Genomic DNA, 26366 nt, shown 5'->3' with positions numbered 1-26366 from the left:
TTTGATTGTATTCTAGAAGTGTTGTAAGTACTTGAAAAATGACTTTACCAAAGCCAAAAACTGTAAATGTAGATTTGTATATTGGTGGACTATCAAATATCCAAAATGTTTCAAATCCAGTTAAATTATCTGCGAATGAGTCTGCTCTTGGTCCTTCGCCCAAGGTTCTAGAGATATTTAAGAGTGGTTTTAATTTAAAAAAATATCCTGATGGCAAAAGTAGCAAATTAAAAGAAACAATTGCTAAAAAATTCTCTATAAATGAAGATCAAATTCTAATTGGCTCAGGTTCTGATGAAATTATAAGTTTAATATGCCAATCATTTTTGAATAAAGATGATGAAGTAATTATGTCCGAAGACTCATTTTTAATGTACAGAATTTACTCGCAATTAAATGGTGCAGTAGTCAGGTTTGCAAAAAATGAAAATAATAAATTTTCTGTTAGCGAAGCTTTAAAGTTAGTAACAAATAAAACAAAAATAGTTTTCATTGCAAATCCTAACAATCCATCTGGAACGTATATTAATTCTGATGAGCTTATGAAATTAAGAAAAAATTTGCCAGAAAATATTTTACTGATGGTTGATGATGCATATGCAGAATTTGTAACCAAAAATGATTATAAAAGTGGTTTAGATATTTTTAAAAATTCCAAAAATACAGTTGTTTCTAGAACTTTTTCTAAAATTTTTGGATTAGCTAATCTAAGATTAGGATGGGGTTATGGTTCCAAAGAAATTATAGAAGCTGCAAACTTATTTCGACCTCCTTTTAATATATCTGGTATAGCTGAAAAAGCTGGATGTGCTGCAATTTTAGATGATGAATGGATTAAAAAAAATGTCGAACATAATGAGAAATGGTCAAAAATTATTTTTGAAAAAATTTCCTCAAAAAACATTATAACAAATGATCCTGTAGCAAATTTTTTCTTATTAAATTTTGATAATGCTAAACTTAACTCAGAACAAGCTTTTGATATATTTATAAATAATAAAATCTTACTAAGAAAAATGAATACTTATGGTATAAAAAATTCATTAAGAGTTACTATTGGTACCGATGAGGAAAATAAAACTTTTTTAGATATTTTGGATAAAAATTTTTAATGAATAATATTACAATAATTGGAATTGGTTTAATTGGCTCTTCTCTTGCTAGAGCAATCAGGCACAATTATTCAAAAGTTTTGATTAACTGTATTGATGTGTCAGAGGATAATCTTAAAAAAAGTAAAAGTTTATCTTTGGCAGATAGTTATAATACTAAAATTAATAAAGACGTTGAGAAATCAGAATTTATTTTTATTTGTACACCAATAAGTGCTTACAAAAATATTTTTAATGATCTTTCAAAACTTAATTTAGATCAAACAATTATAACAGATGTTGGATCATCTAAGGTTGAGGTTATAAAGCTAGCGAATGAATTTCTAAAGAATAAAGTTTTTGTGCCAGGTCATCCGATTGCAGGAACTGAAAAAAGTGGTCCGGAAAATGGATTTAAAGATTTGTTTAAAAACAAATGGTTTATTTCTAATACTTGTGAACTTTGTGACGAAACACACATAAAAAAAATTAATGATATTTGGAAAAATTTAGGATCAAAAATAGAAACAATGAATTCTAAAGATCATGATTCTATTATGGCCATAACAAGTCATATACCTCATTTGATAGCATATAACATTGTAGGTACTGCAAGTGAATTAGAAGATGACATTAAGTCTGAAGTTATAAAATTTAGTGCCAGTGGGTTCAGGGACTTTACTAGAATTGCGTCTTCAGACCCTACTATGTGGAGAGATATTATGTTGAGCAATAAAACAGAAATTATCTCATTGTTAGAAAAGTTTAATAGTGATTTATCTAAAATCTTAGATGCAATTAAAAATAATGATGGAAAGTTTTTATTTGAAAAATTTAAAAAAACAAAAGAAATAAGAGAAAAAATTATTGAAGCAGGTTTAGATAAAAATTAATTATAAAAAGATTCTTCAAGTTTTTTCAAAAACTCTTCTCCTGTCAGATTTGGTTCAATAATATCTTTAAAGATAAAATTAATTTCTCCAGGATATTTTAAAAAATTTTTTTTTGGCCAAACCTTACCAGTATCTAGTTTAATTGGCAGACAGGCTATATTTAAGTTTTCATATATTCTTCTAGCGCCCTTTTTAAGTGGAACATTTTCATTGTAAGGTACTCGAGTTCCTTGAGGAAAAATGATTAACGTTTTTCCATTAGAAATATTTTGCATGATTTGGTCTGAAAAATTTAAGTTATTTTTAGTAGTTTTCCCACGATCAATTGGAATACAATTTAGTTTTTTTAAGCACCAACCAAACACTGGAATACTCATTAATTCTTTTTTAAGAACAAAAAAATTGTTCGGTACTATGTAATTATATACAAAAGTTTCAAACATTGATTGATGTGCAGAAGCAATAAAAAATTTATGTTCAGTTTTTAGTTTTTCAGATCCTATAATATTTACTTTAGTATTTAGTAAAATCTTACACAAAAAAATAAAATACCAGCCTAATAATGAACTTAATTTCCTCAAAAAAGATGATGGTAAAATTAAAAGCGGTATTGCAATTAAACAACAAGTAATAATTCCTAGATATAAAAATATATTAAATATTAAAGATCTAAAAAAAATCACTTTAGATTATATTTTCAATTTTCTGTCTTTTTCTTACAGACTTTAATTTCTTTTTATCTACAATAATTTCTTCTATTAAAGGTCGCATATTATAATTAGAACTTAAAGTTCTTCCGTATGCACCGCAGTTTGTAATGCATACTAAGTCTCCTTCTTTCAGAATTGAATAGTTTTTATAAATTCCAAAAGTATCACTACTTTCACAAATAGGGCCCACAAATTCAATTTTTTTATTGAATTTTTTAGAATTTTTTTCAATTGGTAAAATTTCATGAAAGGCTTCATAGATAGCAGATCTTGCCATATCATTCATTCCTGTATCTATAATAATAAAATACTTTTCTCTTGTTTTTTTTACATAAATAACTTTTGAGATTATTATTCCAGCATTTCCCGTTAAGAATCTTCCTATCTCAAAAATTATTTTAATTTTTTGTTTATTATAAAACTTTGCAACCTCTTTTCCGAATTTTTTAAAATCAAAATTTTTATCATCTTTATAATAAGGAATTCCCATTCCTCCACCTAAATCTACATAATCAACTTCATGATTAGTTTTTCTTAATTTTAATAAAAGTTTAGATATTAATTTCAAAACTTTTTTATAAGCACCTATATCTTTAATTTGACTTCCAATATGAACACTTAATAAGTGGATTTTGATATTTTTGAGATTTTTTTTTGAATTTAAAATTTGAAAAAAATCACTGACACTTACTCCAAATTTGTTAACCTTGGTTCCTGTTGCTATTTTTTTGTTTGTTTTAGCCTTTACGTTGGGATTAATTCTAATACCTATTTTAACGATTTTATTTAATTTTTTTGAAATTTTATTTATTGAAAGAATCTCACTTTCTGACTCAGCATTAATTGACAATATTCCCTTTTGAATAGCAAATTTTATTTCATCCTCAGTTTTGCCGACTCCAGAAAATACTATTTTTTTTGGACTAATTCCCGCTTTTAGTGCCAATTTTAATTCCCCAGCAGATACAACGTCTGCTCCAACATTATTTTTTTTTAATTCTCTTATTACTTGGATATTTGAATTAGCTTTAACAGCGTAGCAAATTAGTGGATTACTTTTCTTTAAAGATGATTGAACTAACTTAATATTTTTTTTTATCTGGTCTGCTGAATAAATATAAAATGGAGTTTTATATTTTTTTACAATTTTTTTTAAATCAAAATTATTTATAAAAAGCTTTTTATTTTTCGTCTTTAAGTAATCCATTTAGATTTAGGATTGTTTTAAAATTAAATTAGTTTTCTCTTGGTAAACAGGCGGTCCCTTTTTTCCACACGAAGTAAACATAAATGATAAAATTAATACTAAGAGAGATATTTTTTTCATTTAAATTCCTTTTTTAATTTCTTTAACATTTTAACTACATTTTTTATTGAAGTTCCACCATAAGAGGTTTTGGAATTAACAGAATTTTCAATTTTTAAAGCTTTTATCACATCAGGTTTGATTAATTTGTCAATTTTCTTAATTTCAGAGAAGCTTAATTCATTTAAAGATAAATTTTTCTTTTCTGCGATATTAACTAATTTTGCAGATTTTTTATGCGCCTCTCTAAAACTTAAACCTTTTTTTACGAGATAGTCTGCAAAATCCGTAGCAGTTGTGTAGCCATAATTTGCAAATTTTTTCATAATTGCTTTGTTGGGAGATATACTTTCTACCAACTCTTTTGCTATTTTAAGATTTAAATTTAATATTTTAAAAGTTTCAAATACCGGCTTCTTATCTTCTTGCATATCTTTGAAGTAAGACAAAGGTAATCCTTTCATTGTAACTAATAGAGAGTTTAAGTTTCCATATATAGCGCCAGATTTACCTCTTAATAGTTCGGCGCCATCCGGGTTTTTTTTCTGAGGCATGATTGATGAACCTGTAAGCATTTTATCGTTAATATTAATCATATTGACAATATCTGAGTTCCATAAAATAATTTCTTCAGCAAGTCTTGATAAGTGCATGGAGCAAAGACTTGATACAAATAAAAATTCTATCGCATAATCTCTATCAGACACTCCATCTATTGAATTATCAGTTGGTTTTAAAAATCCTAATTGTTTTGAAGTATAAAATCTGTCGATTGCGAAACCTGTTCCTGCTAGTGCAGCAGATCCTAAAGGATTCTCAGATGTATTTTTGATCACATTTGTGAATTTTTTATGATCTCTTTTGAACATTTCAATATATGCCAATAGATAATGGGAAAATAAAACTGGTTGAGCATTTTTTAAATGTGTAAAGCCAGGCATAATCACATTTTTATTTTTTTCAGCTAATTTTATTAATGCTTTAATTAATTTTTTAATTTCTATGTTTAAATTTTGTGAGGCATCAATGACCCATAATTTAAAGTCTGTAGTAACCTGGTCATTTCTTGATCTTGCTATATGTAAAAATCCTGCGTTCGGTCCAATAATTTCAAAAAGCCTTTTTTCAATGTTCAAATGGATATCCTCATTTGATTGTGAAAATTTAAACTTTTTTGATTGAATTTCTTTTCTAATTTTTTCAAGTCCATTTACAATTTTTTTAGAGATATCTGATTTGATAATTTTTTGTTTTGCTAGCATTTTACAATGAGCAATAGAACCATTGATATCTTGTTGATATAATTCTTTATCGACATCTATTGATGCATTTATTTTAGTTAAAAGTTCTGAAGGTTTAGATTTCATTCTTGTACCCCAAACTTTATTTGTTTTAGTTTTGCCCATATTAATTTAATATTAATTTATGTTTCGCAATTTTATATTATTTTTATTTATATTTTTTATTCATAATACTAATAGTGGATATTCACAACCCAATATAAGTAAATCGTTTACCAACATAATACTTCAAACAAATCCAAAATTACTACCGAACATCGAGGTTAAAAACAAAGATGGTAAAACAATCATTTTTAATGATTTTTCCTCAAAATTAACTCTAATTAATTTCTGGGCGACATGGTGTGCTCCTTGCAAAAAAGAACTTCCAAAGCTAGATCGTTTATATGGCCAAACATCTCGAGATCAGTTAAAGATAATTTTAATTAATATAGAAAAAAAGAAATTTGAGGATATTCAAAGTTTTTTAGATAATCTTTCAATTAAAAATTTAACAAGTTATTTTGATAATGATTTAAAGTTAACTAGAGAGTTTGGATTAAGAGGTATACCAATAACATTAATTGTAAATTCAGACAAAAAAGAAGTTGCAAGAGTTATAGGCGATATTGACTTTACAGATCCAAAATTTATTGAATGGGTTAAGTCTTATTAGTTATTTGCCCGTTACATATGCTAAAGACATTAAAATCACTATGGCACAAAATTGAAGCATTATTCTCATTTGCATTAATTTGTTACTCTTTCTCTTGCTATCTAAATCACCGCCTTTAAAAAACGTTTTTAACCCTCTGATAAGAACTACAGCTACTGATATCATAGCTAAAATAGCAATAAATTTTAATGTATTTTCTGACATTGGTTTGTCTCTAGCATAAAAAAGTATTAAAGATAACAAAAAATGTCTCTTAAATATTTAGAATTAAAAAATACATCAGAGAATTGCAGTAAATTAATTTTCATTTTACATGGGTATGGAGCAGATTCTAATGATTTGTTTTCAATTGCCACATATTGGCAAAGATTTTTGCCAGATGCTTTTTTTTGCGTTCCAAACGCTCCAAATTCATGTCAAGTTAACCCAGCTGGATTTGAGTGGTTTGATTTGATGCAAACAGATAACGATAAAATTACTCAAGAAAGTTTAGTTTCTTTAGAAAAACTTCAAGAAATAATTGATCAAAAATTAGATGATCTTAAAATAGAGCATAACAAATTAATTCTAGTTGGTTTTTCCCAAGGAACTATGATGAGCATCCAGTATGCAATAAGACAGAAGAAAAAAATTGCTGGTGTGCTAGGATATTCAGGCAAGATTTATAATTACGAATTATTAGAAAAAGAACTAATTTCTAAACCTAGAATGAGATTTTTGCATGGCAATATTGATGAAATAGTTCCAATAGATGAAATGTATAAATCAGTTGAATTTTTGAAAAAAAAAGATTTCGAAGTTGATTGTAAAGCTTATGAGGGCTTAGGACATTCTATATCGCCCGACGGTTTGAGTGATGGACTAGACTTTATAAAAAACTTAACTTCATAAAAGTTTAACTTGCGATTAGTTATAAATATATGTAATTTTTAAATATGATTGCATCATCAAGTGAATATTTGCCGCTTGAAAAATGTCCGGCGCTTGTTTTAAATGCCGATTATAGACCTTTAAGTTATTATCCCTTATCATTATGGAGTTGGCAGGATGCAGTTAGAGATGTTTTTTTGGACAGAGTAAATATTGTATCAACATACGATAGAGAGATAAGAAGCCCATCTTTTTCTATGAAGTTACCCAGCGTAATTTCATTGAAACATTTTGTAAAACCATCAGAGTTTCCCAATTTTACAAGATTTAATGTTTTTTTAAGAGATAAATTTACTTGCTTGTATTGCGGTGATAAAAAAAATTTAACTTTTGATCATGTTGTTCCAAAATCTTTAGGAGGTTTGACGACTTGGGAAAATGTAGCAACAGCATGCTCCCCATGCAATGTAAGAAAAGGTGGTAAAATGCCTAAAGCATGTGGAATGATTCCATCAGTACAACCTTATAAACCAACAGAAGAGCAACTTCATCGAAATGGAAGACACTTTCCTCCGAATTTTTTACATGAAAGTTGGTTGGATTATCTTTATTGGGATGTTAAGCTTGAACCTTAATTAAATTCTCTTTGCAACTTCAATAGCAAGTTTAGATCCTGTTTTTATCGCAAAGTCTAAGATACCATACGCTCCTTTTTTAGTCGCACCTTCTTCATAAGCAATATCACGATGTTCTAGTTCTTCTTGTCTGAATTTTTTTATTTTTTTTAATAATTCTTTCTCTTCAGTTTTTTCAGATTCCAAATGTTCAATTTGAGATAGATAATGTTTATCTATTACTTCTTCCACCGAAGCTGTACAAAGCATTGTAGCTTTTTTTCCCATTAGTCCCGTAACAAAACCTAAGCTTACGCCAAGCAAATCCCATAACGGTATTAACAATGTAGGTCTAACTTTTCTTTCAGCAAGTTGTTGCTCAAAATACTTTAAATGCTCTTTTTCATGCTCTTTCATTTCAGCAATTTTACTTTCCATTTCTGGATCTGATTTTAAAAGTTGTAATGCCAAAAGTTGTCCATCATAAATATTGACTGCCCCGCGTTCTCCAGCGTGATCTACTCTTATAATTTCTTCAATTTTTCTGTCTTTGTTCATTTCTAAAAATATAAATACATATTACCAAAAAAGATAAATTTGTTAACAAGTTTAGTGTTGAAAGCGATAATCCAAATAATCTAAAAGTTACTTTAGAGCAGCCAGACATACCCTGTTTTTCTAATTGCTTCAAAAGATCGCTTGTATTATTAGTATTTTTCTTAATAGAGCAAACTTCTGTTTCAGAAAAAATTTTTTGTTCAATACCGACGTGATAAAATGAGACCAGTATGTTTATAGAAATTGATAAAATTAAAATATAAAGAAATTTAAAAAATTTAATTTTGTCAAAAATTAAAAAAGTTAAAATAATTAAATTTAAAAAATAAGGAATCCTTTGATATTTGCAGAGATTGCAAGCATAAACACCCATGCCATACTCGATGTAATAAACTGTTGAAAGTATTAAAATGTTTATAACAAATAAAATTTTATACGTTTTACCAATACTAAACATTAATTAATAAAAGATTCATAATTATTATAAATTAGATAGGCAATATAAAATCCGATCAATAAAAGCCCTGTAATTAAAATCATTATTTTTCCTGAAAACTTTTGAATATATGGAAGTATCTTATGTCCAAAAAAACTAAGCAATCCTGCTAAAATAAAAAATCTTGAACCACGCGTTAAAGTAGCCACTAAAATAAATATAAAAAAATTAAAATGAATTAACCCGCTTGAAATTGTTAAAAGTTTAAAAGGAACAGGCGTAAATCCTGCAATTGCTAACAAAATAATCCAGGCCCAGAACCCTTTACCAACTTGAACTTGATCCTTGAAACTTTTGAAACCTTCAAACCCGTAAAATTCAAAAATATGGATACCTATTTCTTGGTAAAAAAAATAGCCAATTGCATATCCAATAATACCTCCAACCACAGATGATATCGTGGCAATAGTTGCAATTTGCAACCATCTTTTTTTTTGAGCCAAAGTCATTGGTATAATCATGACATCTGGAGGTATTGGAAAAAAAATAGACTCAATTATGCATACAAAAGACAAAAAGAATCTTGCACTTTTATGGGCTGCAAGAGCTACAGTTTTATTAAACAAGTCTTTAAACATAAATTATAAGAATTATAATAATGTATATATGAAATTTAAAAAAGCAGTACAAAAACCTTTTTTAATCGTAAAACAAAAAATAGGGCGAATGGCGGAATTGGTAGACGCAGCGGACTCAAAATCCGCCGGGAAACCTTAAGGGTTCGACTCCCTTTTCGCCCACCATATGGAATTTAAAAAATTAAATAATCTATTTGAGTTATACCAAATACAAAGTGAAAGGTTTTCCAATTTAGATTTTTTACATTCAATTGATAGAAATAAAAAAGTAGATGCATTAAAATGGTCTGATGTATCCAAAAAGATAGAAATATTTTCAACTTTCTTAAATATCCAGGGAGTCAAGAAAGGAGATAGGGTAATGTTGGTCTCAGAGGGTCGACCAGAATGGATGATTAGCGATCTATCCATATTAGCAAATGATGCGATTACGGTTCCTAATTACACTACTTATACTCAAAAAGATTTCGAATTTGTTTTAAAAGATGCTGATCCAATAGGATTAATTGTATCAAGCGAAAAATTATTAAAAACTATTTTAGATGCATGTAGCCAGATTAATTTTCAATTTAAATTTATTATAAGTTTTGACAAAATAGAAAAGGTTCAGAATTTTCATGAACTTAAAAACGATTTAAATAAAAATATTAGATGCAAATCTTTAAGAAACGATCCAGCTTGTATTATTTATACTTCTGGAACACAAGGTAATCCCAAGGGAGTTATTTTAAGTCATGGAGGAATAATTTCAAATTGTGAAGACTCAAAAAATTTAGTTGATGAGTTACAGATAAAAAATCCTAGATTTATAACATGGTTACCATTATCACACTCTTACGAGCATACAGTTCAATTCGTACAAATTGCACTCGGCGCTAAAATATTTTACTCGCCTGTTATTGAAAAATTATTAGATAATATAAAAATTGCCAAACCACATGTAATGACCGCGGTCCCTAGATTTTATAATAATCTTTATAACAAAATGATGAGTGGAGTTAAAAAATCATCTTCTTTTAAAAGGGGATTGTTTTTAAAAACTGTAGAATTGGGATCAAAGAATTTTGAAAATAAGAAGCTTTCTATAATAGAAAAATTTATAAATTATTTATTAAATATCTTAGTGAGGAAAAAGGTAATTAAAAATTTTGGTGGAAATTTAAAAGCATTTGTCTCAGGTGGAGGCCCTCTAGACCAAAATGTTGGATTATTCTTAAATTCTTTAGGTCTAAAAACACTGCAGGGGTATGGCCTAACGGAAACCTCTCCTGTGGTATCATGTAATCCAGTCAATAAAATTAAGATAGAAACAGTTGGAGCTATTTTTTCTAATAATGAGGTGAAAATTGCTGAGGATGGCGAAATACTTGTTAAGGGTGAAAACATAATGTTAGGATATTGGAAAAACGAAGATGCCACAAACCAAGTACTAAAAAATGGTTGGCTTCATACAGGTGATATTGGTGAAATTGACGATGAAGGTTATTTAAAAATTACTGATAGAAAAAAAGATATTATTGTTACACTTGGTGGAGATAATATTTCTCCATCTAAGATTGAAAATTTACTTTGTCTACATGATGAAATTGAACAAGCGTATGTTCATGGTGATAATGAAAAATATTTATCATGTTTGTTAGTTTTAAATAAAAATTTTAATGAAGATCAAGAAATTATAAAAAAACTTATTGAGCAAACAAATAAATCATTAACAGTTATTGAAAAAATAAAAAAATTTGAAGTAGTTAAAGAGGAATTTACAATTGAAAATGAATTACTAACACCAACAATGAAAATAAGAAGACACAAAATAAAAACTAAATACAAAAATATTTTAGAAAATTTTTATAAAAATTAACTAAAAACACTGAAAACATTAACTTTTTTACAAAATAATTTTTTTTTATTTAAACTTTGAATTGAAATAAATTTTTTGAAAATTTTTTAAAAATTATAAACATTTGACTTTAATTGCGAATTAGTTTTTAAATTAACTTAATAACGAATCACATATTAAATTATGTGATGCTCCAAACTTTAAAGGGAGGAACGGAGATGGCTAAAAGAAGAAAAAAAGCTAAAAAGGCTACTAAGAAGAAAGCCAAAAAAGCTACTAAGAAAAGAAAAACTAAAAAGAAAAAAGCTACTAAAAGAAGAAAGAAAAGATAGTTTTTTACTTTTAAGTAATCTTTTACAAAAAAACGCTCTTCTCATTCGGAAGGGCGTTTTTTTTATGCGGGTGTATTAGAGGTCTCTTCTACTTTTTTACCAAGAGCTTTATTAAGTCTTGCTTTACCTTCTTCTTCAGAAATTTTTAGTACAATAGATACTTCACCAAGCAATCTATCATAAGCTTTTTCAAACAATTGACGTTCACTGTAAGACTGGTCAACTGGCATGTCAGTATTCTTATTTAAATCTCTTACTACTTCAGCAATTTGATAAATGTCACCTGAATTAATTTTTTGTTCATATTCTGCTGCTCGTCTACTCCACATTGTCCTTTTAATTTTTGCTTTACCTTTCAAAATCGAAAGAGCTTTATTTATCTGGTTTAAACTAGACAGGGGTCTTAGGTGCTGCTGTTGGTTAGTTGGAATCGTAAGATTTAATTTATCTTTTGTGATTTCAATTTTATAAACGCTGGCTTCGATTCCTGCTATTGTAAGTTTGTCTACAGATATAATTTGACCAATTCCGTGCTTTGGGTAAATCACATAATCTTTAACTTTATATGTTCTTTTTTCAGTTTCTTGTTTTTTTATTTTTTTTATTTCTATAATTTCATTTTGTTGAGAAGATTTAAATTGAGTATTTTGAATAGGTGTCTTTTCAACAACTTTTTTGCTTAAATCTTTTTTAGATATTTTGGGTTGTTTTATCTTAGCTGTTTTTTTTAAAACTTTTTTTACAACTTTTTTACTAGTTTTTTTTACTACTTTTTTTGTAACTTTTTTCTTAACAACTTTTTTTGATTTTGCTTTTGTCTTTTTTGGCATAGATGCTGTGGCTTATATTATTAATACATTCTTTTCAATCTTAATTAGTAAAGAGGTAATATTATTTTTTTTCGAAATACTTATTAAATTTATCTTTTTCGTCTTTATATTTTTCCCAATCATTTAATGGCTCTTTCTTTTTCGAAATATTTGGCCATTTTAGAGAATATTCTTTATTAACTAATAACATTTCTTCAACGTTAGCATTCGTATCTGGCTCAATTGCATCAATAGGACACTCTGGTTCGCAAACTCCACAATCAATACATTCGTCAGGATTAATCACAAGCATATTTTCACCCTCATAGAAACAATCTACTGGGCATACTTCAACACAGTCAGTGAGTTTACATTTAATACATTTTTCATTTACTATATAAGTCATTTTTTAATTTTTAATTTAATTTCTCCCAAATCTTTGTTTTCAATATAAATTAGACCAGCAACTTTTCTCACTAATCTATCTTCAAACTCACATAATTGACTGTCCGAGTATATTACTTTGAGCATCATTTCAATAATTTCTAACCTATGTTCATATTGTAATTTTTTAATTTCTTTAGTCATATTTAGTATTTCAATAGAATCTTTTTCTTTTTTTTCAGAGTAATTATAAAGTTTATCTATGTAATTTTTATCTTTTAATCCAAGTTCAAATAAACTTTCTTTAATTATTCTAATTTCTTTATCATCCAGTTGATTATCAGTTCTTGCAGCGTGTATTAGGAGCATACATGTCGCAATTTCTATGTCTTTAAAATTTTGTTTTTGATCTTTTTCTTTATTCCAAAACATTAATTAAATTTTTAGTTTTTCTAAAACTGAAAATGCATTTGATACTTGCTTTTTTTTAGTTTGTTTGGTTTTTTTAGGTAAATATTTAAACTCAGCTTCATTATCAGAGTTGATAAGTTGGTACCCTAAAATTTTAATGAATTGAATAAAATCATCTTTTGTACACCCAAGTAAATTTATAATTTTTGCATCAAGTTTAAATTTAAAATTTTTGGATCTTGATAAAATTTCAAGAAATAATCTTTCAAGAATATCTACTCTGATAATAAATTTACCAAAAGTTTCGAAGCCACAAATTCTTAAAAATTTATCATCCTTATTTTTAAAATTTTTTAAAAAATTTAATCCAAAATTTGGATAATTTATATCTCTCTTATAATTAAAACATTTCCATAAAATAGTTTTAAACTTAACTGCATTAGGCCTAATCATCCTTGGTTGGTAGATATGATATTTTCCTATTTTTATTCCTTTCTTTCTTAATTCAAACCTTTCCTGTTTTGAGACATTTTTAATAATTTCATTTGCTTCTTTTCTCTCTAGTACTCCATTATTTTCAAATAATTGGTAACTCAGACCTCGCGCAAATGAATTTTTTAAGCTTGCCTTTTCAATAGAAAGCAAGTCATTTAAATGAATATTTTTTTCATCTTCAAGCCATTTTTCTAAATTAGTTTTTAATTGAGCATAATCATGGTCTTGAAGAGTATCATCAGTGATTAATTTTATTGAAGGATTAAGGTAATTTTTTCCAGGTTTTAATTCAGCAACTTTTTTATTTTCCCAATAAATTTTACAATCCTCCTTTAATTCTAATTTATTTAAATTTTTAGAAATAGTATTAATTCTATTTTTTAACTCTTCTTGAGCTCCAGATCTTGCAGCCTTTTTTAGTGATTTAATATCTGTGTCTAAATTTGATTTAGAATAGTCCAATTCAATTTTAAGACCATTTATTTTCCCAATATAATGATCATTAATAAATATCTTATCTTGCTCAACAATTTTAGTATCAAGCTCAATATCTTGTTTTAACCCTTTAGATAAAACACTTATTCTTTTATCAACAAAACTTTTTGTTAGTTCTTCGTGAAGTTTTTCAGATAATTTATCTTCAATATCTTTAGTTTTAGCAATCCAATAATCAGCGTTTTCTACCCAATTACTTTTATTTGAAACATAGGACCATGTTCTTACATAAGAAATTCTATTTGCTAAGCTATCAATGTTTCCTTCAAAATTATTTAAATTATTTAATTGTTGTTTCATCCAATCGTTAGTTATCTTTCCTTTATCTGAAGATAAGAAGGAGAAGACCTTATAAATTATATCAGTATGTTCATTATATGAACTTTTGGTAAAATCTGGTATTTGGCAACATTCCCATAATAATTTTACTTGGTGATTACTATTTGAAAAATTTAAATTTGATTTCTCTGAAACTAAATACCTAAAAGTACTTTCATCTATTAAATCTTTATTTCTAACAAGATTTTCGTATTTTGGTTTTAAGTTTAAGCTATTAATTAATGCAGAACTTGATGAAAAATCTAATTCAGAGTTTCTCCAAAATATATTTAATACATCATCAAATTTATGATTTTCCAATTTTTCAATTTGTTCATCAGTCAATTTTTCGCATTCACCCGTAGTTCCAAACGAACCATCATTCATATATCTTCCCGCTCGTCCACTGATTTGACCGATTTCACTATCTCTTAAATTTCTAATTTGTTTTCCATCATATTTTTTTAAACCACTGAAATATACATTTTCAATATCCATATTTATGCCCATGCCAATAGCATCTGTAGCAATTAAAAAATCAACATCGCCAGACTGATAGATATCTACTTGAGAATTTCTTGTTTTTGGACTTAGAGAGCCCATAACTACTGCCGCACCACCTTTTTGACGCCTTACAAATTCTGCTAAAGCATAAACATCATCAACAGAAAAAGCGATGATGGCACTTCTTGGTTTAATTCTAGATATCTTTTTGTAACCTGAATAAGTTAATTTAGAGAGCCTTTCACGGTAAATAAATTCTGTTTCAGGCACTAAGGTAGTAATTAATTTTTTAATTGTATCAGATCCTAAAAACATAGTTAATTTATCACCTCTAAAATTTAAAAGGCGATCAGTAAAAATATGTCCACGCTCTGGGTCTGCACACATTTGTATTTCATCAATTGCAACAAATTCGAAATTAATATCAAGGGGCATTGATTCAACTGTACAAAGATAATAATCGGATTTCGGAGGTATAATTTTTTCTTCGCCTGTTACTAATGCTACACGTTCTGGGCCGATTCTATTTACAATTTTGTCATAAACTTCTCTAGCAAGTAACCTTAATGGAAATCCGATTACTCCATTACCGTGCTCGAGCATTCTTTCGATAGCAAGAAAAGTTTTGCCTGTATTGGTAGGACCCAGTATAGCTAAAATTTGAGAATTGGTTATTTGTGTCATAAAATTTTTGACCTACTATATTTTGATAAAGTACAAGAACAAATTATGGATAAAAGGCGACCGAATCAACCATAAAAATGTTCTTATTTAAACAATGGTCTTTTTATGGAACTGAGTTTTAAAGATTTTTTTTCAAGTTCAGCAATAACATTGCTAATCTTCATTTTTACCACTTTCTTTCTTGGTCCAAATGCGTGAATGCATTCTTTTTTATTAATTGAAATTGCAACATGTCCTTTCCAAAACAAAAGATCTCCTTTTTTAATTTGTTTTAAATTGATTTTTTTTTTAAAAAATTTTTCTTGATCCTTACTATCTCTAGGACATTTGAAAAAATTGTTTTTCATTAGTTCTTGAACTAATCCAGAGCAATCGATACCATCAATAGTATTACCACCCCATACGTACTTAACATTTGTAAAAATTTTAATTTTTTTTAAAAAATTAATTTTTTTAATTTTTTTGATTAATTTTATGTCAGTGTTTTTTATCCATAAATCACCAACCATTGAAAATTTCGCACCTATTTTGGAAATATAAATTTTGGAATTTAAATATAAATATTTCTTAGTTTTTGATTGTGCGTTATTACGTTTAAATAGGTATGCTTTACCATTGTTTACGATATAATTTTGCTTTAATTGAATATTATCGAGATGCCTTTTTCTTATATAACCATAATATTTATCATCTTGCGTATAACCATAATATAAATCTTTAATTTGTTTTAATTTAATAAATTTTTCACCAAAAATTACTTCTTTCAGCTTTTCTGATTTCGTATTAGCTTTTTTAAAAAGCGAGGATTTATTTTTTGTTATAAAATAAATATTATTCATTAAATTTTATTTTGTATTTTTTTTATAGCTTCTAAGGTTATCTCTTTAATAAAATTTATATTAGCTTTTAATATTTCAGTAATAATTTCTAAACTTTCATAGAAATTTATAAGAGATGGGTTTGAAGAAATTACTAAATCTTTATAATGAAACGCCAATTTATAAATTATGAAAATTAAGAGAAAAAAAATTAAAGTTAAAATTAATAAATATGATCTTTTTTCTTTTTTTTCTTTCGCTTTTTTTTTGTTTGATAGTTTAGATTTGTTTTTAGAGGGATTCATTTCTTTCAATAAATCTTTTTGATTATCTTCTTTAATGTTTGGAGTGTTGACTGAATTTATTTTAAATTCTTGATACCACTCTTCATTACAAATTGAACATTGCAAGGTTCTTCCAGGTGGTATAATTTCTTCATCTGGGATTTTAAACTTGTATTTCTTACATTTGCATTCAATAATCATATATTACTTGTATTATAAAATTTAAAACCTAATGATATCGATATCGAATATAGATTCTATAATATTAATTCAAGTAGTTTTAATTTTTTTAGCTGGCGGGATGGTCAAAGGTCTAATAGGCGTTGGACTTCCAACAGTGACGCTTACATTGTTAAGTTTTGTATTTGATATTAAAGATTCAATATCAATCATATTAATTCCAGTAATTTTAACAAATTTTTATCAAATGTTAGATGGTAACTATTTAAGAGAAATTATTAGTGATGTTAAATTTTTTCTTATTGGGTCATTTTTATTTATTTTTCTAGGTTTTTATTTTTTAACTATATTAAAGTCAGATACTATTTTAATAATTTTAGCATTATTACTGATTATTAATTCACTCTTTTCATTGATGAAGTATGAAATTAAAATAAAGAATTATAAATCCAAAAAAATTCAATTAATAATTGGCTCAATGACAGGACTTACTACAGGGGTAACTAGTATTTATACGATGCCTTTTATTTTCCTTATTCAATCACTCAACTACTCAAAAAATAAAGTTATTCAGTTAATGGGCTTGAGTTTTTTTATATTTGCCTCCATGCAATTAGTATTATTTAGCTCATATCAAATGATTAATTTTAATAAACTACTTGTCTCTTTATTGGCATGTTTTCCAATATTGATCGGAGTTTACTTTGGTGCAGTATTAAGAAAAAGAATTAGTGAAAGTTTTTTTAAAACTTTATTTAATATGATGTTGGTTATTATGGGTGGTTTATTAATAATTAAAATTATTTTTTAGTATTTTGTTTTTTCTTAAAATTTTCTATTTCTTCTTTTGAGAGCTTTCCGTCTTTATTGGTATCGATCTTTTTTGCCAATGCCGCTCTTCTTTTAGCTTGTTCTTTTCTAGCATTGATTATTCTTTGTTTATAAGCCTCATTTTCTTTTGCATCAATTTTTCCGTCTTTATTGGTATCAACAAGATCAAATCTTTTTTCTAATGCTTTAATATTTCTATCAATAAACTCTTTTTTTGTGATTGTTTTGAATTCAGCTTTAGCGTTTGTGATTATTAATAGCGTAATAATTATTAAATTTCTTAAAATATTCATGACCCCAAGTATCATCGCTTAATAAAGCTGTAAAATTATAATTTTCTTTTATTGAGAAAAATGATTAAAAAAATTACAGGAAAACCTAAAACGGCTGTAAATATAAAAAAACTTGGGTAATCTATCACATCAACTATTCCACCAGCATATCCAGCAATAAGTTTTGGGATAAAAAGCATTAAAGAAGTGAAAAGAGCATATTGTGTAGCTGTAAATTTAATTGAAGTTAAAGATGATAAGTAAACAACAAAGGCTGCTCCAGCAAATCCACTTGCTAAATTATCTGCAATAATAATTGTTGCTAAATAAAATAAGTTTTTTTCTATGATAGCAAGAAAAGCAAATAAAACATTAGTCAATGCAGCTGTGATTGCTCCAATTAATAAGCTTTTATAAGTTCCAAATTTCATCGCAAACGTTCCACCAAGTATTCCACCTAGGATTGTTGCAATTAATCCAAAAAATTTAGAGAATGTTGCTATATCTTTAATTTCATAACCTTTTTCTAAGTAAAAAATATTTGCCATAACTCCCATCACGACGTCTGCTATTCTGTATAGCCCAATTAAAAGAAGTATCATTAATGCAATTTTTTTATATCGTTTAAAAAAATCAATAATAGGATTAATAAATATTTCACGTGATTGTTTTTTTGGTAAAAAATTAATTTTTTCTAAAATTAAAAGAGAAATCAGAGCTACCCCAAAGCTAAATACTATTTTAAAAATATTATAAAAAAAATTATAAAAATGATTTAATACTTTAACTTCTGGAATATTAAGAAAAAATACGAAAAAAATTAATATTGATAAAATAGTAGAAAAAGTAAATTTTAATTGATTTTTATAATTTATTTTTTTTACTTTATTATTGGTTGGTTCTTTACATAAGGCTGTTGAAATGAAACCTATGATCATAAAAAAACCTATAATTTGATAAACATTTTTCCATACTTCGGTTTGATAATTTTCATCGCTCATAATTGACGCTAACCAAAGACTTCCTGCACCTGAAACAATCATTGCAATCCTATATCCCGCTAAATACATAGATGCTAGGGGTCCTTGTTTTTTTTCAGGAGCTGACTCAATCCTAAATGCATCTATTACAATGTCTTGAGTAGCGCTAAAGAAGGCAATTAGCACAATAGCAAATGCCATAAATTTTAAATTATTTTGTGGGTCAGAGTATGATGTTAATATAATTGAAAAAAAAATTAAAATTTGTGTAATAAGTAACCAACTTTTTCTGTGACCAATTTTGTGAAGCAAAGGGATTTGAAATTTATCTACTATTGGGCTCCATAAAAATTTAAAGGAGTAAGCAAAGCCAGCCCAGCTAAATAGTGTAACAGTACTTCGTTCTACACCAGCCTTTACTAGCCATACTGACAGAGTAGAAAATACAAGCATGATAGGTAAACCGGCTGAAAAGCCCAAACCACCCATAATCATCACTTCTTTTTTTGTAAATATAGATAGATCTTTAATCATCAAATTTTATAAATTAAGATCTTAAAGGAGTTTAAATTATTTTAAAGGCGCAGGAGAATCACTCTTGCTATTCATATAAGCAATCACATTTGCTCTATCACTGTCTTTTTTTAAGCCAGCAAAACCCATTTTTGTACCTTTTATATATTTCATAGGTTTATGTAAAAATCCGTTTAATTCTTCAAATGTCCAATTTTTTCCATATCCACTTAAAGCTGCAGAGTATTTAAATCCTTCTGCTGCTCCCACTTTTTTATTTACTATACCCCAAAGACCTGGACCAATTTTATTGGCTCCACCTTTATCAATGCTATGACAAGCGGCACATTTTTTAAATACCTTTGCTCCCGCATCAATTGATGCTGATGCCAGAAGAGGTGTAATCGGGGCAAGTGATGCTTCAACTTTTTTTTCAGCTACTTGGCCAGTTGTTGTTTGCTCTACACCTTCAATTTTATATGCTGATTTTTTAGGCTTATCGACATGATAAATGACATTTCCAATTTCTTTAATACCAATGAAAACTAATGCAGTGGTTAAAATTGCTGCTGCGATTTTATTAAATTCAAAACTATCCATTACTTAATTGAAGAATTCATATATTATTTTTTGAGAGATTTAGAGTATAAATATCGTAACAGTTGTCGCACTTAATGAATAAAACAGCAATAATAATTCCAAGCCACCTTGCAGCAAAAAGACTTCCAAATAAACCTTTATTGAAAATTCACGATAAAGCAATGATCACACATGTATGGGAAAGGTCTAAAGCCTCAAATGTAACAGATGTATTCGTGGCAACTGCAGACACAGAGATTCTCAATGAAATAAAAAATAACGGGGGTAACGCTATATTAACCGGTAAACAACATACAACTGGAAGTGATAGAATTCACGAAGCTATAGACAAATTACAACTTGATCATGATATCATTATTAACGTTCAAGGCGATATGCCTATGATAAATCCTGAAACAATTAATTTAATAAATAATTTTATGATCGCTAACCCAAATGTAAATGTCTCTACCGTAGCTAGTGAAATATCTAAAAATGAAACTGAAGATAAAAATGTTGTTAAAGCAGTCACTGAGCATGACTTAAAAAAAAATAAATTTCAAAAGGCACTAAATTTCATAAGAGAAATATCTAATGAAAAATTTTATTATCATCATATTGGATTATATGCCTACAGAAAAAATGTTTTAAATAAATTTGTAAATATGCAAAGAACTGAAAATGAAATTAATAGAAGCCTTGAGCAGATGAGATTTTTAGATCATAATATTGATGTTTTTGTTGGATATACGGATGATAATCCGTTAAGTGTAGACACCAAAGAAGATTTAGAAAAAATTAGAAAATTTATATGAAACAAAAAATTGCTATCCAAGGTGAACTTGGTTCTTACTCTCATTTAGCCGCAACAGAAATATTTGATGATATTGAAGTTGTTCCATGTAAAACGTTTGACCAAGCATTAGATTTAGTAAAAAATAATAAAGATATAAAAGCTGTTATACCAATTGAAAATTCAATTGCTGGAAGAGTTGCAGATGTACATTATTTATTGCCAAAATATAAACTAAGTGTGATTGGTGAGTCTTTTCATAAAGTTAACCATTGTTTACTTGCTCTTAAGGGTAATGATTTAAAAAATATAAAGTATGTTAAAAGCCATTCGCATGCAATTGGACAATGCCATCAAAAAATTAATAAATATAATTTAAGTCCAATTATTGAAGCAGATACAGCAGGTGCTGCAAAAAAATTGAGTGAGGAAAAATCTTTAGATGTTGCTGTTATAGCATCTGAATTGGCAGCTCAAATTTACAATCTAAATATAATTGAAAAAAATTTTGAAGATATTTCAGGAAATACTACGAGGTTTTTAACAATGTCTTCAGACAAAATAAATTTGATAGATTATGAAAAAAATAAAAAATTTATTACGACTTGTATTTTTAAATTAAAAAGCTTACCCGCAGCGTTATATAATTCTCTAGGTGGTTTTGCTGTGAACAATGTTAACCTTACAAAACTTGAAAGCTTTACGGTAAATAATTCTTTTGATCAGGCATTATTTTATTTAGATATTGAAGGGCATGCTAAAGAACCCAAAGTAGAAACCGCGCTTGAAACTTTAAAAAAAAATACTGAAAGTCTAGATATTTTGGGAGTTTATTTGGCCTCTGATTATAGAAATAATCATTAGTCCACAGATTCAATCCTGTAGATTTTAATCTAAGTTGTTATATTGCTATGGGGGATTGGTAACAGGTGGATGTTACGCTAATCCGGTCAGGTTCGAAAGAAAGCAGCCGTACCGTAAATTTTTCAGGTTGTTATTCAGTTCCCCGTTTTTAATTATGGATAATAACAGAAAACCACTCGCGTTAAGGTATAGACCTCAAAAGTTTCAAGAACTCATTGGTCAAGATTCAATGGTTATATCTATTCAAAATGCAATTAAATTAAAAAGAATCCCAAATGCATATTTACTTACTGGTATTAGAGGAACTGGAAAAACTACAACTGCAAGAATTATAGCGAAAGCTATTAATTGCAAAGTTGATTTTGCCTCAGATCAAAAATGCAGTGAAGGAGATTTCTGTCATTGCGAGTCTATTACAAACTCTAACCATATAGATATTTTAGAAATGGATGCCGCGTCCAAAACTGGTATTGATGATATAAGAGAAATTTTAGAAGCCTCAAAATATCACCCTTCTACTGCTGAGTATAAAGTTTTTATAATTGACGAAGTTCACATGCTTTCAAAACAAGCATTCAATGCCTTACTAAAAACTCTTGAAGAGCCACCACCACATCTAAAATTTATTCTTGCAACTACTGAAGTAAAAAAAATTCCGGTTACAATTTTGTCAAGATGTCAAAGATTTGATCTGAGAAGAATTAAAGTTGAAGAAATGAAATCATTTCTTAAAAAAATCTGTGAAAAAGAAGAAGCAGATGTTGATGAAAACTCTTTAACCTTAATATCTAAATCCTCTGAAGGATCAGTTAGAGACGCATTATCTATATTGGATCAAGCAATTATTACTTATAATTTAATGGGCGAGAAGGCTACTGAAGACAAAGTTAGAACCATGTTAGGTCTTGCTGATGATACAAAAATTGTAGATTTAATGTCTTACATTGTTGAGGGCAATATCGAAAAATCAATTAATGCAGTTGAGGAAATTTTTGATATTGGAGCTGATCCCAAATTAATACTGCATAGCTTACTGGATGTTTGTTATCTTATGACAAGAACAAAAACTCTTGGAAAAATTTCAAAAGATTTATCCGTTTCAGAGTCTGATGCCGAAAGATTGAACGCAATGGTTAAAGATTTGGACATGACTTATCTTACTATGTTATGGCATTTCTTAATTAAAGGTTTAGAAGATCTAAACTTATATCCAAATCTTTCAATTGCTTTTCAAATGCTTTTAACAAGATTGTGTCATTTAAAAAATATGCCTGATCCGCAATCAGTTTATGAGAGTAAAGAGGAATCTAAAATAAATATTGAGCATAATAAAATTTCAAATCAAAAAATTAATCTTCAATCAACTACACAAATTAAAAATGTTTCTCAAGAAATTGAAAGTCCAAAGCAAAATTTAAATCAGAATAACTTGACTTCAAAAATTAATAGTTTTGAAGAACTCATTTCATTAGTAGAAAAAAACAAAGAAATTGAACTTAAATTTGATCTTGAAAGAAATGTAAGACTTGTAAAATTTTCTGAAGGAAAAATTGATATTGAATTCAATGAAAAATTATCAAAAAATTTTATAAAAAACCTGACTTCACGATTATTAGAGTGGACTGGAAATAGATGGATTATTACATTATCGAAAAGTAAAGGAGATCAAACAATTTACGAAAAAAAAAATGAAGTAAAAAAAATGTTATTTGAGGATGCCAAAAAAACTGAAATTTATAAAAAAGTTATGGAACTTTTTCCTAATGCAGAATTAACAAATGTAGAAGAGGCAGGAAAGAAAGAAGAGGATATATAAATGGATTTTAGCAAAATGCTTAAGCAGGCGCAGGAAATGCAACAAAAAATGATGGAAGCAAAAGATGGACTAAAGAATGTAATTGCTGAGGGTGTATCTGGTGGTGGAGCGATTAAAGTTCAAATGAATGGTCATTTTGAGGTAATAAAAATTGATATTAGCGATGAAATTTTAAAAGAAGAAAAGGGTGTTTTAGAAGATTTAATAGTTGCCGCGACTAATAATGCAAAAAAAGAAGTTGAAGGTAAGACGCAAGAAGAAATGTCCAAACTTACTGGTGGATTTAAAATGCCACCAGGATTTAAGTTTCCGATGTAACGATGAAATTCACTGAACCTGTATTAGATAACTTAATTAGCCTAATATCACGCCTTCCCGGTTTAGGGCCAAAATCTGCAAGAAGAATTGCGTTACATCTTTTTAAGAACAAAGAAAATTTAATGAAGCCTTTAGCGGATACGCTGGGTATTGCCCATGAAAAGATTTTAAGATGTAAAATTTGTGGCGCTATTAAATCTGTAGATGCAAATTGTACGATTAGTAAGTGTGAATATATCGATAATTCTTATGATCAGCTTTGTATTGTTGAAAATATAGCGGATATGTGGGCAATGGAGGCAACGAATATTTACAAGGGTCATTATCATATTCTTGGCGGAACTTTATCGGCCTTAAATGGTTCAGATCCCGAGTCTTTATTGATTGGCTCTCTTATAGACAGAGTAAAAAAAAATAATGTTAAAGAAGTAATTATTGCAACTTCAGCAACAATCGAGGGTCAGACTACTGCACATTATATTAATGATAGTTTGAAAAACCTAAACATTAAAATTACTAAATTAGCACATGGCTTACCAGTTGGAAGTGAGATTGAATATTTAGATGATGGAACATTATTTTCAGCTTTTAAATATAGAAATTCTATAGGAGAAAAATAAATGTCAGTGTTAGAAATTCTAAAAGAGCCAGATCCAATTCTTAGAAAAAAGTCTGACGAAGTTTCAAAAGTTGATAATGATATTAGAGCGTTGATGGATAATATGCTAGAGACGATGTATCAAGCACCAGGTATTGGACTTGCAGCACCTCAAGTTGGAATTTTAAAGAAAGTAATTGTTATAGATCTTGCAAAAGAGGATGAGCCAAAAAAACCATTATTTATTGTAAACCCAAAAATTATTTGGAAGTCTGATGAATTAAGTTCTAGGGAAGAAGGATGCTTATCTATCCCTGGATATTTTGCGGAAGTAGTTAGACCTACAAAATGCAAACTTCAGTATCTTGATTATGATGGCAAGCAACAAGAGATTGAAGCTGAAGATCTCCTATCTACTTGTATTCAGCATGAAGTGGATCATTGTGATGGTGTACTTTTTATCGATTATTTATCAAAGTTAAAAAAAGATATGATTATAAAAAAATTAATTAAAGCAAAAAAAGAACAACAAGTTTAATAATCGAAATATTATGAAAATAGCATTTATGGGAACACCAAGTTTTGCTGTTCCTGCACTTAAAAAAATTAATGAAGTCTTTAAAGTTGATACTGTATTTGCTCAACCTCCAAGAAAATCTAAAAGGGGAATGAAGGAGTTATCGAGCCCAGTTCATGAAATATCAAACCAATTAAATTTAGACGTCAGAACGCCAAATCGATTAAATGATGATTTAGAATTTTTTAAATCAAAAAAATTTAGTTTAGTAGTTGTAGCTGCCTATGGACAAATTATACCAGATGATTTTTTAAAAGAATGTTTGTTTATTAATATTCATGCATCGCTTTTACCAAGCTGGAGGGGTGCAGCTCCTATACAGCGGTCATTAATGAATAAAGATAAATCTACAGGGATTTCTATAATGAAAATTGAAAAAGAGCTTGATAGTGGACCAGTTTTACTAAAACAAAGCCTTCCAATAAATATTTACTCTAAGCATGGGGATGTTGAGCATAAACTCTCCGAAATCGGATCAGATTTAATTGTAAAAGCTATTGAGCTTATAAATGAGGGTAAATATGAATTTAAAGAACAAAATCATAATTTAAAGACATATGCTAAAAAAATTACAAAGGAAGATGAAAAAATTATTTGGAATATGGAAGCCGAAACTGTTGTTGCTCGCATACATGCGCTAGCTCCAAGCCCTGGGTCATATTTTGATTATAATAATGAAAAATTAAAAATATTCGAATGTAAGTTATCAGATAAAATAGCGGAAAAACCAGGTCATATTCATATTGTAGATGAAAGTCTTTTTGTTGCTTGCAAAGATAAATATATTGAAATTTTAGAAATTCAAAAACCCGGTAAAAATAAACAAAAAATTAAAGAATTTCTTAAAGGTTATAAATTTAGTTGATGCCTCGTTATAAAGCTGTTGTTGAATATAATGGTACAGATTTTGAGGGTTGGCAGTCACAACCCAATGGAAATACAGTTCAGCAAATAATAGAGAAATCTTTTTTAGAAATACAATTAAATAAAACAAAAATTTTTGGCTCAGGAAGAACAGACTCGGGTGTTCATGCTGTAGGGCAAGTTTTCCATTTTGATTACGAGGATAAACTTGATTGTAAAAAAATATTACTTGGACTTAATCATTTTTTAAAAAAAAAAAATATAAGCATATTATCTTTAGATTTTACAAATAATAATTTCGAGTCTCGTAGAGATGCAAAATTAAGAACGTACACATATAAAATCTTAAACCGTATAGCTTCGCCGGCAATTCTAGAAAATCAGGTTTGGCATGTAACAAAAAATTTAGATTTTAAATTAATGCAGGAGGCTTCTCAAACATTTCTTGGATCACATGATTTTACAACCTTTAGAGCTTCTTCTTGTGAAGCTACATCTCCGATAAGAGAAATAACTTATTCAGAATTACAGAAAAATAATGATCAAATCATTTATACAGTTAAATCAAGATCATTTCTGCAGCATCAAGTAAGGTCTATGGTTGGTGCCATTAAATTTGTTGGAGAAAAAAAATGGTCATTGAAAGATCTTGATGAAGCTTTAAAATCAAAAAATAGAAATAATTGCGCAACACCTGCACCTGCATGTGGTTTGTATTTAGAGAATGTTGAATATTAA

Annotated in this window: 31 protein-coding genes, 1 tRNA gene and 1 other RNA gene; 17 read left to right on the top strand and 16 right to left on the bottom strand. The window is 28.0% G+C overall.

The window, feature by feature from the left end; genetic code table 11:
- The first annotated feature begins 38 nt into the window (after positions 1-38).
- A complete protein-coding gene (hisC, locus tag ACTTAQ_RS00755; protein ID WP_440694677.1) occupies positions 39-1112 on the top strand; it encodes a histidinol-phosphate transaminase in 1074 nt (357 codons plus the stop codon).
- On the top strand, positions 1112-1984 hold the full coding sequence (locus ACTTAQ_RS00750) for a prephenate dehydrogenase/arogenate dehydrogenase family protein (RefSeq protein ID WP_440694675.1): 873 nt from the start codon (positions 1112-1114) through the stop codon (positions 1982-1984). Before hisC ends, ACTTAQ_RS00750 begins: the two co-directional genes overlap by 1 nt.
- Here ACTTAQ_RS00750 and ACTTAQ_RS00745 read toward each other — a convergent pair.
- The 3 genes from ACTTAQ_RS00745 to argH form a co-directional block, all read right to left on the bottom strand.
- Positions 1981-2667, bottom strand: coding sequence for a lysophospholipid acyltransferase family protein (locus tag ACTTAQ_RS00745; RefSeq protein WP_440694673.1), 687 nt, complete (start codon positions 2665-2667; stop codon positions 1981-1983). The two genes, ACTTAQ_RS00750 and ACTTAQ_RS00745, sit on opposite strands and share 4 nt — an antisense overlap.
- 1 nt (position 2668) lies before the next feature.
- Positions 2669-3901 carry a diaminopimelate decarboxylase gene (gene lysA, locus ACTTAQ_RS00740; protein WP_440694671.1) on the bottom strand — a complete coding sequence of 411 codons (1233 nt, stop codon included), beginning with the start codon at positions 3899-3901 and terminating at the stop codon, positions 2669-2671.
- A 116-nt stretch (positions 3902-4017) separates the two neighbouring features.
- A complete protein-coding gene (argH, locus tag ACTTAQ_RS00735) occupies positions 4018-5406 on the bottom strand; it encodes an argininosuccinate lyase (protein WP_440694669.1) in 1389 nt (462 codons plus the stop codon).
- Between the two features lie 19 nt (positions 5407-5425).
- On the opposite strand from argH, the gene ACTTAQ_RS00730 reads away from it, so the two are divergent.
- The gene (locus ACTTAQ_RS00730; protein WP_440694667.1) at positions 5426-5956 is read left to right on the top strand and encodes a TlpA family protein disulfide reductase; all 531 of its coding nucleotides are present in this window, start codon (positions 5426-5428) and stop codon (positions 5954-5956) included.
- Here ACTTAQ_RS00730 and ACTTAQ_RS00725 read toward each other — a convergent pair whose 3' ends face one another.
- On the bottom strand, positions 5957-6160 hold the full coding sequence (locus ACTTAQ_RS00725) for a twin transmembrane helix small protein (RefSeq protein WP_040747427.1): 204 nt from the start codon (positions 6158-6160) through the stop codon (positions 5957-5959).
- A gap of 42 nt (positions 6161-6202) precedes the next feature.
- Between ACTTAQ_RS00725 and ACTTAQ_RS00720 the strand changes: the two genes are divergently transcribed.
- Together ACTTAQ_RS00720 and ACTTAQ_RS00715 are read left to right on the top strand one after the other, a co-directional pair.
- Positions 6203-6847 (top strand): alpha/beta hydrolase, encoded by a 645-nt coding sequence (locus ACTTAQ_RS00720; protein WP_440694664.1) that lies wholly within the window; start codon positions 6203-6205, stop codon positions 6845-6847.
- Positions 6848-6891: 44 nt separating this feature from the next.
- Positions 6892-7461: an HNH endonuclease gene (locus tag ACTTAQ_RS00715; protein WP_009373288.1), complete on the top strand. Its 570-nt coding sequence runs from the start codon at positions 6892-6894 to the stop codon at positions 7459-7461.
- Here the strand turns inward: ACTTAQ_RS00715 and ACTTAQ_RS00710 are convergent, their stop codons facing one another.
- From ACTTAQ_RS00710 to ACTTAQ_RS00700, 3 genes are read right to left on the bottom strand one after another with little or no spacing between them, the layout of a single operon-like run.
- Positions 7462-7998 (bottom strand): demethoxyubiquinone hydroxylase family protein, encoded by a 537-nt coding sequence (locus ACTTAQ_RS00710; protein ID WP_440694662.1) that lies wholly within the window; start codon positions 7996-7998, stop codon positions 7462-7464.
- Positions 7976-8455 carry a disulfide bond formation protein B gene (locus tag ACTTAQ_RS00705; protein WP_440694660.1) on the bottom strand — a complete coding sequence of 160 codons (480 nt, stop codon included), beginning with the start codon at positions 8453-8455 and terminating at the stop codon, positions 7976-7978. The genes ACTTAQ_RS00710 and ACTTAQ_RS00705 overlap by 23 nt, the downstream gene beginning before the upstream one ends.
- Positions 8455-9072 (bottom strand): YqaA family protein, encoded by a 618-nt coding sequence (locus ACTTAQ_RS00700; RefSeq protein WP_440694658.1) that lies wholly within the window; start codon positions 9070-9072, stop codon positions 8455-8457. Before ACTTAQ_RS00700 ends, ACTTAQ_RS00705 begins: the two co-directional genes overlap by 1 nt.
- A gap of 82 nt (positions 9073-9154) precedes the next feature.
- Here ACTTAQ_RS00700 and ACTTAQ_RS00695 point away from each other — a divergent pair.
- Both ACTTAQ_RS00695 and ACTTAQ_RS00690 read left to right on the top strand, forming a co-directional pair.
- A tRNA-Leu gene (locus ACTTAQ_RS00695) sits at positions 9155-9237 on the top strand.
- Between the two features lies 1 nt (position 9238).
- Positions 9239-10930 (top strand): AMP-dependent synthetase/ligase, encoded by a 1692-nt coding sequence (locus ACTTAQ_RS00690; protein WP_440694656.1) that lies wholly within the window; start codon positions 9239-9241, stop codon positions 10928-10930.
- A gap of 373 nt (positions 10931-11303) precedes the next feature.
- On the opposite strand, the gene ACTTAQ_RS00685 is transcribed toward ACTTAQ_RS00690, so the two are convergent.
- From ACTTAQ_RS00685 to ACTTAQ_RS00660, 6 genes are all read right to left on the bottom strand, one after another.
- The gene (locus ACTTAQ_RS00685) at positions 11304-12071 is read right to left on the bottom strand and encodes a CarD family transcriptional regulator (RefSeq protein ID WP_440694654.1); all 768 of its coding nucleotides are present in this window, start codon (positions 12069-12071) and stop codon (positions 11304-11306) included.
- Positions 12072-12132: 61 nt separating this feature from the next.
- On the bottom strand, positions 12133-12456 hold the full coding sequence (gene fdxA / locus ACTTAQ_RS00680; protein WP_440694652.1) for a ferredoxin FdxA: 324 nt from the start codon (positions 12454-12456) through the stop codon (positions 12133-12135).
- Positions 12453-12866 carry a TerB family tellurite resistance protein gene (locus tag ACTTAQ_RS00675; RefSeq protein ID WP_440694650.1) on the bottom strand — a complete coding sequence of 138 codons (414 nt, stop codon included), beginning with the start codon at positions 12864-12866 and terminating at the stop codon, positions 12453-12455. The genes fdxA and ACTTAQ_RS00675 overlap by 4 nt, the downstream gene beginning before the upstream one ends.
- A gap of 3 nt (positions 12867-12869) precedes the next feature.
- Positions 12870-15341, bottom strand: coding sequence for a helicase-related protein (locus tag ACTTAQ_RS00670; protein ID WP_440694648.1), 2472 nt, complete (start codon positions 15339-15341; stop codon positions 12870-12872).
- 83 nt (positions 15342-15424) lie between these two features.
- The gene (locus ACTTAQ_RS00665; protein ID WP_440694646.1) at positions 15425-16180 is read right to left on the bottom strand and encodes a C40 family peptidase; all 756 of its coding nucleotides are present in this window, start codon (positions 16178-16180) and stop codon (positions 15425-15427) included.
- On the bottom strand, positions 16180-16644 hold the full coding sequence (locus tag ACTTAQ_RS00660; protein ID WP_440694644.1) for a hypothetical protein: 465 nt from the start codon (positions 16642-16644) through the stop codon (positions 16180-16182). The genes ACTTAQ_RS00665 and ACTTAQ_RS00660 overlap by 1 nt, the downstream gene beginning before the upstream one ends.
- Before the next feature lie 31 nt (positions 16645-16675).
- Here ACTTAQ_RS00660 and ACTTAQ_RS00655 point away from each other — a divergent pair, with 31 nt between their 5' ends.
- The gene (locus tag ACTTAQ_RS00655) at positions 16676-17434 is read left to right on the top strand and encodes a sulfite exporter TauE/SafE family protein (RefSeq protein ID WP_440694642.1); all 759 of its coding nucleotides are present in this window, start codon (positions 16676-16678) and stop codon (positions 17432-17434) included.
- Here ACTTAQ_RS00655 and ACTTAQ_RS00650 read toward each other — a convergent pair.
- The 3 genes from ACTTAQ_RS00650 to ACTTAQ_RS00640 are packed head-to-tail and all read right to left on the bottom strand — an operon-like array spanning position 17424 to position 19819.
- A complete protein-coding gene (locus tag ACTTAQ_RS00650) occupies positions 17424-17747 on the bottom strand; it encodes an EF-hand domain-containing protein (RefSeq protein ID WP_440694640.1) in 324 nt (107 codons plus the stop codon). The genes ACTTAQ_RS00655 and ACTTAQ_RS00650 overlap by 11 nt on opposite strands.
- A gap of 35 nt (positions 17748-17782) precedes the next feature.
- On the bottom strand, positions 17783-19240 hold the full coding sequence (locus ACTTAQ_RS00645; protein WP_440694638.1) for an AmpG family muropeptide MFS transporter: 1458 nt from the start codon (positions 19238-19240) through the stop codon (positions 17783-17785).
- A 36-nt stretch (positions 19241-19276) separates the two neighbouring features.
- Positions 19277-19819 carry a c-type cytochrome gene (locus ACTTAQ_RS00640; protein ID WP_440694636.1) on the bottom strand — a complete coding sequence of 181 codons (543 nt, stop codon included), beginning with the start codon at positions 19817-19819 and terminating at the stop codon, positions 19277-19279.
- 74 nt (positions 19820-19893) lie between these two features.
- Between ACTTAQ_RS00640 and ACTTAQ_RS00635 the strand changes: the two genes are divergently transcribed.
- The 9 genes from ACTTAQ_RS00635 to truA all read left to right on the top strand — a co-directional run bounded on the left by ACTTAQ_RS00635 (position 19894) and on the right by truA (position 26366).
- Positions 19894-20613, top strand: coding sequence for a 3-deoxy-manno-octulosonate cytidylyltransferase (locus ACTTAQ_RS00635; RefSeq protein ID WP_440694634.1), 720 nt, complete (start codon positions 19894-19896; stop codon positions 20611-20613).
- A complete protein-coding gene (locus tag ACTTAQ_RS00630; protein WP_440694632.1) occupies positions 20610-21455 on the top strand; it encodes a prephenate dehydratase domain-containing protein in 846 nt (281 codons plus the stop codon). The genes ACTTAQ_RS00635 and ACTTAQ_RS00630 overlap by 4 nt, the downstream gene beginning before the upstream one ends.
- Before the next feature lie 49 nt (positions 21456-21504).
- An RNA gene (gene ffs, locus ACTTAQ_RS00625) (signal recognition particle sRNA small type) lies at positions 21505-21602 on the top strand.
- Positions 21603-21609: 7 nt separating this feature from the next.
- On the top strand, positions 21610-23271 hold the full coding sequence (locus tag ACTTAQ_RS00620; RefSeq protein WP_440694630.1) for a DNA polymerase III subunit gamma/tau: 1662 nt from the start codon (positions 21610-21612) through the stop codon (positions 23269-23271).
- Positions 23272-23589 carry a YbaB/EbfC family nucleoid-associated protein gene (locus ACTTAQ_RS00615; protein WP_440694628.1) on the top strand — a complete coding sequence of 106 codons (318 nt, stop codon included), beginning with the start codon at positions 23272-23274 and terminating at the stop codon, positions 23587-23589. It begins immediately after the preceding gene.
- A 2-nt stretch (positions 23590-23591) separates the two neighbouring features.
- Entirely contained in the window at positions 23592-24209 is a 618-nt protein-coding gene (gene recR, locus ACTTAQ_RS00610; protein ID WP_009373310.1) for a recombination mediator RecR, read from the top strand.
- Positions 24210-24725, top strand: coding sequence for a peptide deformylase (gene def / locus ACTTAQ_RS00605; protein WP_440679172.1), 516 nt, complete (start codon positions 24210-24212; stop codon positions 24723-24725).
- A gap of 13 nt (positions 24726-24738) precedes the next feature.
- Positions 24739-25629 carry a methionyl-tRNA formyltransferase gene (fmt, locus tag ACTTAQ_RS00600; protein WP_440694625.1) on the top strand — a complete coding sequence of 297 codons (891 nt, stop codon included), beginning with the start codon at positions 24739-24741 and terminating at the stop codon, positions 25627-25629.
- A complete protein-coding gene (gene truA, locus ACTTAQ_RS00595; protein ID WP_440694624.1) occupies positions 25629-26366 on the top strand; it encodes a tRNA pseudouridine(38-40) synthase TruA in 738 nt (245 codons plus the stop codon). Before fmt ends, truA begins: the two co-directional genes overlap by 1 nt.

The organism is Candidatus Pelagibacter sp. HIMB109, from assembly GCF_052048155.1.
Lineage (GTDB): Bacteria > Pseudomonadota > Alphaproteobacteria > Pelagibacterales > Pelagibacteraceae > HIMB114.
The sequence above is the reverse complement of the archived record's forward strand: the minus strand, read 5'-3'. Positions and strand labels throughout refer to the sequence as shown.